Source organism: Paenibacillus agaridevorans (genome assembly GCF_003112455.1).
Taxonomy (GTDB): domain Bacteria; phylum Bacillota; class Bacilli; order Paenibacillales; family Paenibacillaceae; genus Pristimantibacillus; species Pristimantibacillus agaridevorans.
This window is the reverse complement of record NZ_BDQX01000315.1, coordinates 12,948-24,002: the sequence shown is the minus strand read 5'-3', so window position 1 is coordinate 24,002 and position 11,055 is coordinate 12,948. Positions and strand designations below refer to the sequence as shown.

The 11,055-nt window shown below is 51.1% G+C and carries 6 protein-coding genes; all 6 read right to left on the bottom strand.

Features of this window, described 5'->3' with window-relative positions; genetic code table 11:
* Positions 1-87: 87 nt before the first annotated feature.
* Positions 88-1,119 (bottom strand): sensor histidine kinase, encoded by a 1,032-nt coding sequence (locus PAT3040_RS25150; protein WP_108994834.1) that lies wholly within the window; start codon positions 1,117-1,119, stop codon positions 88-90.
* Complete coding sequence (locus tag PAT3040_RS25145) at positions 1,116-1,799, bottom strand: response regulator transcription factor (RefSeq protein WP_108994833.1); 684 nt, start codon at positions 1,797-1,799, stop codon at positions 1,116-1,118. Before PAT3040_RS25145 ends, PAT3040_RS25150 begins: the two co-directional genes overlap by 4 nt.
* A gap of 22 nt (positions 1,800-1,821) precedes the next feature.
* The gene (locus tag PAT3040_RS25140) at positions 1,822-4,296 is read right to left on the bottom strand and encodes an ABC transporter permease (RefSeq protein WP_108994832.1); all 2,475 of its coding nucleotides are present in this window, start codon (positions 4,294-4,296) and stop codon (positions 1,822-1,824) included.
* Positions 4,293-4,970, bottom strand: a complete 678-nt coding sequence (locus PAT3040_RS25135; protein WP_108994831.1) for an ABC transporter ATP-binding protein — start codon at positions 4,968-4,970, stop codon at positions 4,293-4,295. Before PAT3040_RS25135 ends, PAT3040_RS25140 begins: the two co-directional genes overlap by 4 nt.
* Before the next feature lie 152 nt (positions 4,971-5,122).
* Entirely contained in the window at positions 5,123-9,835 is a 4,713-nt protein-coding gene (locus PAT3040_RS25130) for an S-layer homology domain-containing protein (RefSeq protein ID WP_181376824.1), read from the bottom strand.
* A gap of 318 nt (positions 9,836-10,153) precedes the next feature.
* A partial coding sequence (locus tag PAT3040_RS25125; protein WP_181376823.1) for an S-layer homology domain-containing protein occupies positions 10,154-11,055 on the bottom strand: 902 nt, incomplete at its 5' end.

The window sequence follows — 11,055 nt, the reverse complement described above, 5'->3', positions numbered from 1 at the left end:
CCCTGGAAAGTCCGTTTTCACAGATTTTCCAGGGCAGCCCCGTTTGTATCAGTCGAGTGGCGTTATAGCTGAAGCAGCGGGAGCAACCTATAAGCTGTCGCAAACCGGAACAAAGATCGAAAATAGACTCCCTTTGCCCCATTCCGAGCTCAACTTAATATAGCCGCCTTGCTCCGTAATGATTTTCCTGGCCAAATATAGGCCAATTCCCACTCCGTGTGTATCAGTGACATCGGCTCCGCGATAAAATCGTTTAAAGATTTGGCTTACTTCATGCTCCGGTATGCCCTTGCCGTTATCTTCAATGTCGATTCTCGCGAACAGCTCGTATTTGTGAATCGAAACTTTGATGACGCCCGCTTCATCCGTATATTTTACGGCGTTGTCCAGCACATTTACGATTGCTTCCCCGGTCCACTTTACATCATGCATCAACTCGATCCTTTGCTCGCCGCTAAATTGAATTTCTACGTTCTTCTTCTCTGCGTGAGGATACATCTGTTTGATTGCGGCAAAAACCGTTTGGCCAATATCGTGCTTCTGCGTTTGAATCGTAATAATGCCGCTCTCAAGCCGGGACATCTTGATCAGATTATCCATGAGCCACGTCAGCTTTTCCGTCTGGCTTTGCAGAATACGAGTAAATTCCTGACGCTTATCCGTAGTCAACCCGCTATCCATTAACAAACCATTGTAGATGGTCAAGTTGGCTAGCGGCGTTTTCAGCTGGTGGGCTATATCCGAGATAAGCGACTTCACTTCCTCGCTTTCCTCTTTATACCGCTGCTTCTGCATCCTTAAAATTCCCGATAGCTTAAGCACTTGCTCCTGCAGCTTGGACAACAGATTATCCTCTGAAACGGGGAACAATTCGCTGTCCTGTCTATCGATAATAGATTGAATCGTTAACGAAAGCTTGGACAGGATCGAGGACATTTGATTTCGAATACTCAGCATAAAACCCGTAAATATGCCAGCCGCCGCCAAAACGAAAAGAACCGACAGCGCAATAATGGCCCGACTGGCCTCATATTGCATTAATAAAAAAATAAATAGGCCGCATGCGATTGCATACAGCGCCGAGCTAGCGATGATAATTCGGGTAAAGGAGCTTCTCAACCTTCACTCCCCCAAGTATATCCGATGCCAAAAACAGTCTTGATATAGACGTTTTGTTTCGGATCATCTTCAATTTTATTACGCAATCTTTTGATATTTACGCTTAGCGTATTTTCATCCACGAAGATCCCATCCAGATCCCATAACTTTTCGAGTATCATCTGCCGGGTTAGCACCATCTTGTTATGTCGGGAAAGGATCGTTAAAAGTTTGAATTCCGTTGTGGTCAGCTTAATCTCCCGATTATGTTTATACACCTTCATCTTATCATAGTGGATGATTAAATCCTTATACGAAAACAGCTGCGGATTTTCTTCTCCCCCGCCTCTGCGAAGAATCGCCTTAATTCGCTGGCTTAACACCGCCATGCTAAATGGCTTCGCGATATAATCATCCGCGCCGGATTCGAAACCCGCGATCATATCCTGTTCTGTATCTTTGGCTGTTAAAAATAGAATGGGAACCGTCGAGATTTGGCGAATTTCCTTACACAACTCCATGCCGCTTTTATCGGGCAAGTTATTATCAAGAATAATGAGATGAACCTCATGGCTGCGATAGGCGATCAACCCCTCTTCACTCGAGAAAGCAGATAAAATATCGTAATTTTCATTCCCTAGCGCATAAGCCAGTCCTTCATTTAACAGCCGATCGTCTTCGACAATGAGAATCCTCGCCATGGCGTTCACCTCCTCTTATTCTTTAACTCTCTTCTCTCAAACGTTCCACGATACTCATCTTCTTTGATCTATTATAAGCGATAATCGGCACGCTTAGGCAAGCTGCGAACACAAACGCCAGCGCGATCAGCAAAGGAAGCGTTGGGTACGTATAGATGGCATAATCGGCTTCTTGACTAAACACATAATAAGCACCATAGCTGATCAATGACCCTAACGAAATAATCAGCAACGTTGATATAACTCCATAACCTGTTCCTTCGAGCAGCAGCATTTTCCGCAATTGGCGTTTCGTCATCCCGATGCTTTCCATCATTGCAAATTCATGCTTGCGTACGACAACGCTCGTTAACATGGTACTGATGAAGTTGAGAATGCCGATAGCGGCAAGAATCAGCGTAATAGCTCCGCCTAAAATGTAAAAGATGATCTTGGCAGACTCCATTTTCTCCGCCCATTGCAGCTTTGATGTCAGCTCAATTTCACGGTCGCCTGCAACCAACGCCTCCAATTGCTCCTGAATTCGCTCATGCCCGCCCTTCTCGGCTTGGATGTTCATTTTATACAAAAGCGGTTCTCTAATGATTTGCTTTATAGCGTTATGACTGACGTACACATTAGGCGCCATCCCGCCGAACGAAACCTGGAATTGCGGGCTTACAAATCCGCCTATCTCAAGCTCCCGCTCAACACCACCCTCCTTGAAGTTTAACGGAAAGCGATCCCCCCTGTTCAAAAGCTCTTCACTTGCGCTCAGCAGGGCAATCTCGCCTTTTTCGAATCGTTCCACATCAATGGGGGTTTCGAGACTTTTGTTTAGTTCAGTTACATACTTGGTATCGATCCCAATCAGCACGGACCAAAACATTCCCGAATCCTTCAATTGCTCGTCCGTGGGTCGTTCCATCCCGTATCTCATAACGATATCATCGACGAACTTTCCAAACACTTCGGGCGTATAACCGAGACTGCCGCCCCTATCGATATACGTTTTCCTGACGTCCGTAATCCCGCTCATTTGCCGAACGGACTCCGCCATCTCCTCCGTCAATTTCTGTTTTTGCTCCCCTTGATATCCGAAATCGACCGTCTTGTTTTCCAATTCAAAATCATTATCGACATAGCTGGCAATAAAATTATCTGTGTTCATGCTGAGCACAAGCGTATTGACCGTCAGGAAAGTAGTGAGACCTGTAAACAGCGACAGGAACACGGTTAATGCCCGCTTTTTATCCCGGAACATATTACGTAATGCCATTCGATATAGCTTGGAGCCATGTCTCCCCTTCTTTGTTGTCGTCCTCACATACTTTGCAGCTTCAACCGGGGAAATCTTTGCTGCAATTCGGGCCGGCTTCCTGCATCCGGCCATTGTCGTCAACCAGGCGAACAACGCCGCTCCCGCATAGATAACGGGATGAAAAGATATCTCGACTTCCGTATCCAAAGTAAAGGCTTCAATCGCCAACGGCACCGCAACTAATGCTGTGATCATCCCTGCTGCAACGCCTATCGGTATCCCGATCCATGCCAATCGGACAGCTTGGCCGTTCACCATTTTTATAATCTGTTTCCTCGTCATCCCAATCGTCTTTAACAGCCCGTAAAATTTTGTGTCCGTAGCTACAGAAATATAGAGCACATTATAAATGAGCAAATATCCGCTAAACATGATAAACACAATAATTCCGATGATCCCCAGCGCGGTTGCCATTTTCGAGTTGTTCTGGCTTTCTGTATTGGAGTAGCTCGCCAAATTCTGATCTTCATTCAGCTTCAGGTCCTGTTCCAGCCTGCTCATGTTTTGATCGATGCTGCTTCCGCCTTTAAATGCAATGGATGCTACTGTACCTTTGTCGCCAAAGCCCGCGCCAGCGGATTCGGCAAATTCACGTGATACTATAATGACCCCGGCATTGCCTGAGCGCAGTTGAGAATAATCCGTATACCAGCCGCTTAAAATGAAGGATTCGGTGCTCTCCCCCGCTTCGCTTCGATACGTTAGAGGCAAGGTCATCCCGATTGTCGGCTCTGGGATATTTAGCTTGTCCAATATCCAGGTCGGGACGATCACTTCGTTGCGCTTCTCCGGATAAGAATTGACTTTGCTCCCCAGAAGAGGAGCTCTCATCTTGTCCCATTCGGACTCGTCGTACCTGTGCATACTGACATCCAGATCACCCATCTCTTGCGTTGGGATCACTTGCCCCACTTTCGTATCGAGTCCTACATGGCTCACATACGGAAGCTGCTTCAACCGTTCAATCTGCTCTTGTGAAGGATTGGATAATGCCACATCCGCCGTCGTGCCAATCATTCTTATCTGCTGCATGTCGAAGGTTTTTATAAAACTCATGCCAAGAGTAAATACGGTCGTCAGCAACCAGGTGGTTAAAATGACGGCCAAGATGACGTAACGGTTCCTTGTGCGGTTTGCTTTTAAGCTTTTGCGAATCAGTTTTTTAATGATTCTTTTATTGGAATTTGGAAACATCATCCTTGTTTCCCCCCAACAACCTTACCGTCGCCAAGGCGGATGATCGTGTCGGCAAGCTGGGCGATTTCTTCGCTATGCGTAATCATCACCATCGTCTGATTAAATTGTTTACTCGTTACCTTGAGCAGTCCGATGACCTCCTGGCTTGTACGGCTATCCAAGTTGCCGGTAGGCTCGTCCGCGAGAATAATAGAGGGCTTCGTGGCCAATGCGCGAGCAATAGCAACCCTCTGTTGCTGTCCCCCGGACAAATGACCGGGCAAGTTATCCAGCTTCCCCGCCAAACCTAACGTTTTAACAATATGATCCACATACGATTTATCGATCGTATTGCCGTCCAGCTCAATCGGCAGCACAATATTTTCATATACATTAAGGATCGGAACAAGGTTGTAATGTTGAAAAACAAACCCGATCTTCCTGCGCCTAAATACCGTTAGCTCGTCGTCGTTCATATCGAGTATAGACTTCCCGTCCACGATGACCTGCCCGCCAGTCGCTCGATCCAGACCGCCCAGCATGTGCAGCAACGTGGATTTCCCGCTCCCCGAAGTACCGACGATAGCCGCAAACTCTCCCTCTTTGATCTCTATATTTACGCCATCCAGCGCCTTCACCTGATTGGGCTCCTTGCCATAGATCTTCCTTAAATCAACCGTTCGCAAAATACTCATCCTGATCCACCCCATCCTGCATTTTTAAACTATAGTCTGAATGATACTCGCCACTTCTTACATTCTCGTGACAGAGATGGCCAAACACAAATGACCCACAAGAGGGTCACCTTTTTCAAGATGTCCTTCTTATGGGTCACAGTTCAATCGAATCAAGTTTTTTGAATTTTTAAGTCCAGCAATCGTTTCTGAATATTAATGGCGACAATCGCCATTTGGGCGCGAGTCAACTCCGCGTCCGGACGTATGGTTCCATCGCCGTAGCCTGCGAATATTTTATACTTCACACCTAATGCAAGCGCATTCCTTTCCGATACGGACAACGCTGCAACATCTGTAAACGGCGCCAGCCATTCATTAACCTCCGCCGTGGATAAGGTTGTATTTACTCCGGCAAGCTTTAGCGCGGCAGCCGCAATTTGAACGGCGGATTTTCGAGCAATATTGCTGCTTGGCGGCGATGCTGTTATCCCCTCCGTTAAGCCCTTGCTTTCAGCCGTTGCCATTGTTTTGCCAAACCATTCATTGGTCGTTGTTATTGCGTCAGGATTGACAGCCAAACCTAATGTGCGCATAAACATGGCCGTCGACTCGGCAACGGTAACGCTGTCGTTCGGTCTGAACAAATTGTTATAACCGGAAACAATAAGCTTGTTTGCTGCCTGTGCAACGGATTCTGCATACCATGCCGATGATTCAACGTCGTTGAATGTTTTGTTTACCGCGACAGGGAAATAATCTCCGTTACTGCTTACAAGCAACGTAACGGCGCCCGTTGCGCGGTCAATCACCGTAGGAATGGGAACGACCGTTCCGTCGCTTTCCATATACGCATAAGTCGCAACTTTAGCTGCAACTGCGGGAGAAATCGTTAACGATACCGGCTGCATGGCTTCTGTGCTCCTTAGCATAATCGTGCTGGCAGGCCCGGCAACCGTAATAGCCGCATCTGATTTTGGAGCGTCCTGCGCAATTTGTTTCTGGCGCTGAGTCGACGTACGACTAACGGTCGGCGTCGTGCTTGGCGCAGGCGTTACAGTAGCCACCGGGCTAGGGGTCGGGGTAGGCGTTGGCGTTGGCCCCGTTCCGCTTGGCGGACCGCCATTATTTGTGCCGGGATCTGGCGTTGGCGCATCGATAACTGCAACCGTTGCCGTACCGCTCTTTGTCATATCAACAGTCGACGTTGCTGTTATGGTAATGGTCGAAGCTGTTTCTGCTGCGCTGACCGTAACGATTCCGTCAGAGCTGATTGTGGTGCCGGCGTTAAGCGCGACATTGCCCTCAATCGTCCATGCAACCGTTTGCGCCGGATTGTTTGTTCCTATAACCGACGCTGTAAATGCCTTTGTACTGCCCTTCTGCACCGTCGCGGTCGAAGGTGAAACGGTCACTGATGTTACGGACGTGGCGTATGGCGTCGCAGTAATCGCCAATGTCAGTGTAACCGTTGTTTGCGGTGTACCCCCTTCCTTGCTCAGGGTTACTGTAAAGGTGTAGCTGCCGTCCGTTCCTCTCTCGTCGCTCTCCGTGCCCGCGACCGCCGCCGTAAACGTATCGTCCGCAACCGTTGCGGTCACGCCGTATAAATTCAGGCTGCCGATGATCGTTTCCACTGTCGACTTCGCCTGAGCGATGTCCCCTATATCCGCCTGTTCTGCCGTATAGGCTGCGCTTTCCACCGAAGTCTTGGCAGCATCGATGGCCTGATCGACCGGTATATCGACCTCATTAAAATGAACAAGATAATACACGTCTTTTCCGTCCGTGCGGCTTATTCGGACAACTGCGGTTTTTTCGTCGGCGGTCGCTTGAATAATGTCAATCGTTGCGCCTGCGTCCATCGAATTCGAGCCGAGCGTCGCCGCTACTGTCGGGAGCGGATGATACGCCGCCACATCCAACGTGTAGTTCTTGGTGCCGGGGTCGAACTCTGCAACCGGCACGCCGTCGACCGTCAGCGTCTCCAGCACCATCAAATCCGCGAGATCGTCATGCAACTCTCCAATGACGGCGAAGTCCAAAAACTGCATCGGGCCCGGCGAAGATCCGCTTACCGTCCCTGGCGGCCCGGTGACAGACGAGAAGAAGTTAAGCTCGTTTACGACCATCACATACCGCGCCGTAATCGGCTTGCCGTCATTGTTGGCTAAAACATCGGTTGCCCGGCGCCCCAGCGTGTAGTTGGTTCCGAGAGTGCCGCCTTTTAACGCCTCTTGGGTTAATGGATTCCAGTTTGATGCGGCGGACGTGCTTTGGCTATTGGCGTTAGCAGGCTGGCGCCCGCTGCCCGCAAAGTAATTCCATGGACCGCTGTACCCCACCAAATTTTCGACGCCAAAAGGATTTTTCGTCGGCCAGTTGTTAGCCTCATAATACTGGCGATCCGGCTCCGGTTGTCCGGCCGCGAGCACCGGATCTAGCGGGTTATAGAAGTTATTGTAGGATTCTATAAGCGACTCATAGGCTTCCGCGTCGTTTGTCCACCAGGCGGAGCTGTTTCTTGAGCGCCCGGGAGAGCCCATCGTGCCAAATTCTATTTCGATGCGCGAAATATCGATCTGCCTGCCCAAATCCAGGGCAACCCAATAGCGCCAAGGGGTTCTGCCCGCGTTCATCTCGAACGACGAGCCGCTTTGGAAAAACGCGTACCCCTCCGAAGTCGTCATGGAGGTGCGGTCTTCCTCAAGGACGTTCCCCTTCGGGGCCTCCTCGTTATGCGAAACGATTTTGATATCCGCGCCCATCACGGCTTTACCCCAATCATGCACCGTGGAGTTGTTGATTTCGAAGTACGGCTTGTAATAATCGGGATAATAATTGTCGGGGGCGGCGGGTATTGTGATGCCTGATGCTTCCGACGGCTGCAACTCGCCTAAAATTCTGTAGGTGCCCGGGACGGTCGGCCTGTAGCCGTACGTATCCCACTTGACCGGGACTTTAACGGTATGGCCGTTGGATAAGGTGACATCCAGTTCGTCCTTCAGCGTTAAGTCTGTAACCTTGGTGCCCAAAGACACTTTCATCTGGTTTTGATGCTCCCAGCCCATGATACGCAGGTTAAGGTCCCTATCGGTTGGCTTGTACCCGTTCGGGAACACGTATGTATCCCGGTCGCGCTTGATAATCGTGATGTCCGCCATGTAAATCGTCGATGACTGCCACTCTTGGCGGCCAGTGCCGGTGGCGGGGAAGCTGCCGTAAATGCCCCACTTGGAACGCCCGAAATTGACGTTGTTCCCCTGATCGTCCTTCAGGGTATTGTAGTTCCCTTCCCTGTATACAGGTCCGGGGCCGGATGGGTTGGGTGCGGGAAGCTGCAGCTCCGTGTTGCGCCTTAACATATCGGCTTCATTAAGCGTTCCCTCGCCGAGCAGCTCGCCTGTATCCGTATCGGTTACCCTTACGTAGAGATGCCCGAAATCCGCCGTTTCGGTTGTCAACTCGATATCGATCCAGCGGTCGACAAATTCTTCTTTGGACAGCGTAAGGAAGGTTCCCGTGTTAGTTCCCCCGGCGGATTGCATGCCGCTCGGCGTCGAATTGTTGCGACTGTGTTCGAATGACAGGGTGCCGCCTGCTCTAAGCCCAATGCCTACAGTCGGAGATCCGTTGGCGTTGCCTTTGGCCTCCTTGATCTGATAAATATAATTGTAGTTGTTGGGAGACCAGGTTCCTATGCCGTTGGCACCGACCTGCTTTTGCCGCTTCACCGTTTCCGAGGGAACCAGCAGCCGCCAGAAATGGGTCGTCACCGTTCCCGGACCGTCATTGGCGACGACGTTGTCCGGTGTGTAATTGGTTTTCATCTCCAGTCGCTGGGTCGTGCTGCTGGCCGCGCCGCGGTCTCCGTCCTCATGCCCGGGAGCGGCGGCAGGCGCGTCGAACTTGTGGATACGGATAATATCCGACTGAAGTTTATCGAACCCGGAGATTTTACCGGCTTTGGTCATCGTGCCATCGTATTTTACATCCACCCCGTAGGCGTCAATTCTGCCGTCGGAATTGTCCTTGGCGATCGTCTGCACGTACATGTTATCGCCGTACCAAGCGAGCGGAATCTCTCTGTCATCCTTGGGCAGATCGTTCGAAACGCCGGCGGGCTTGAATTTATTGATGTCGTTTGCCGTATGGACGTAGACATCCGGTCCCCAGAACGAGTCGTACCAATCCTTCCCGCTATAGGAGGACGGCTTCATCGGCGCCTCAATGGAGTTTAAGCCGGTGTCTCCATAGCCGATATAAGTGGAGCCCCAAGTGTCCATACCGTGCTCGTTCGCGCGGATGTTCATCGGCGCGACCAGCTCGCCCGGCTTATTTATGGCCTCGGTTTCCCCGCCTTGGACACTTCGGGTTAATGTAAAATCCGATAAGGACTGTATGGTTACAGTGATCGTGTATCTCCTTGTGTTTTGACCGTTTGCAACGTCCAGGTAATAGGTTCCGCCTGTCCAGCCCGGCACTACTCTATTCCCTTGCGAATCCTTTAGCCCCAGCTCGTAATCGCCATTGTTAATGCCGGCAAGACGGACGATTTCGGCGCCGTCGCTCTCATAAACCTTGACAGTCGAGCCCGCGTTGACGACCGGGTGCAGCATCTGATAAAACGTGCCGTACGGCAAATCAATCGTAATGGTGCCCGTGGTCCCCGATTTGGTTACCGCCTGGCCTCTGTACGGCTTCGTGAGCACCACGTCCAAAGGATCGTCCGGGTCGAGCGTTTGGTTTGCCGCAGTCGAGTAGATATCCGTACCTGCTGCCTGGACTGTTGCACCGGGCAACACCATGCCGCCGAAAACCTGAAAAACAAGCGTTAATGTAATCAGAAAACTAATCGGCTTCATAAAGATTTTCCTTTTTCGCATGTTATCGTTTCCTCCTCCATAATAGGCTTTTTTCATCGAAACCAACTTTGCATCAAGCAATGGTTCAAAATCTTTTGTAAAGCGCTTTCAATCTCTTTTCCAGTATATTTTGAACCTTGCGGGGTCACAATGGACTGCGTTTGTATTCGTTTGTCATTTTTTTAGAATAATAATCGGCGCGGTCGCCATAAACAGCCTTCAACGTGGAAAGACGCCTCCCGCACCACGATTAACGTGATACGGGAGGCGTCTCTTTTTGCCCCATTCTGTAACTCATGAACAACCGTTAAGCTCTACGAAACGGCAGCCTTCGGAACGTTAACGCTTCTCCTTGATCGCTCCGATATCCGTCAGTACCCGCAGCAGCATAACCGCCGTCTGCGCTCGGGTCGCCTGCCGCTTGGGAGCCAGTTCCGTGCCGCTTACGCCTTGCACCCAACCGTTGCCGACAGAGATTGCGACCGCCTCCGCCGCCCAGCCGGATACCTGATCACCGTCCGCGTAACGACGCAGCACGGCGAAATCCGGCGATTTTGCATCGCTCTCCAGCAACAACTGCACGAAGCGGACAATCAGCACCGCCAGCTCCTCGCGCGTTACCGGATCGTTCGGACGGAAGCTCCCGCCCGCTCCCTTTACCAATCCCAGCTCATAACCCGCTGCTATATACGAGGCAAACCATGCTCCAGCGGGCACATCGGCGAACAGCGTGCTTCCGCCTTTATCCGAAACCAACGCTTCCGCACCCCCGTTCCCCAGCAAATGCTGGACCAGCAGCTTCACAACCTCGGCTCGCGTAATCGCCCGATCCGGAGCGAAACGATCCGCCGATGTGCCGTCGACAATATGCCGGCTGACCAGCACCTCGACATCGAGCCTGCTCCAGTGGTTGTCGAGATCCGCAAAGGTACGATCGTACAGCATGACGGCGTATTCGCCCGGTTGCGCAACGGTCGACGCTACCATACGCTGCCGCGTATCGACAATGCCGCCGACATAACTCCATCCTCCCGGCGCCGCGGCATCCTTGCGGTACAAGCCAAGCTTGCGCGCATCCGCTTTGCCAAGCGGCTTGCTCCTATATTGCAGCGCCAGCCGGAACGGCTTCGCAGGCGCGGCATCTTCCGTATCGATCACATAGGCATCGGAGACGGGCTTGTAGCGCTGCGATGCCGACGGTTCTCCAAGGGGATTTCGGGTTACGACCAGCCGCGTACCTT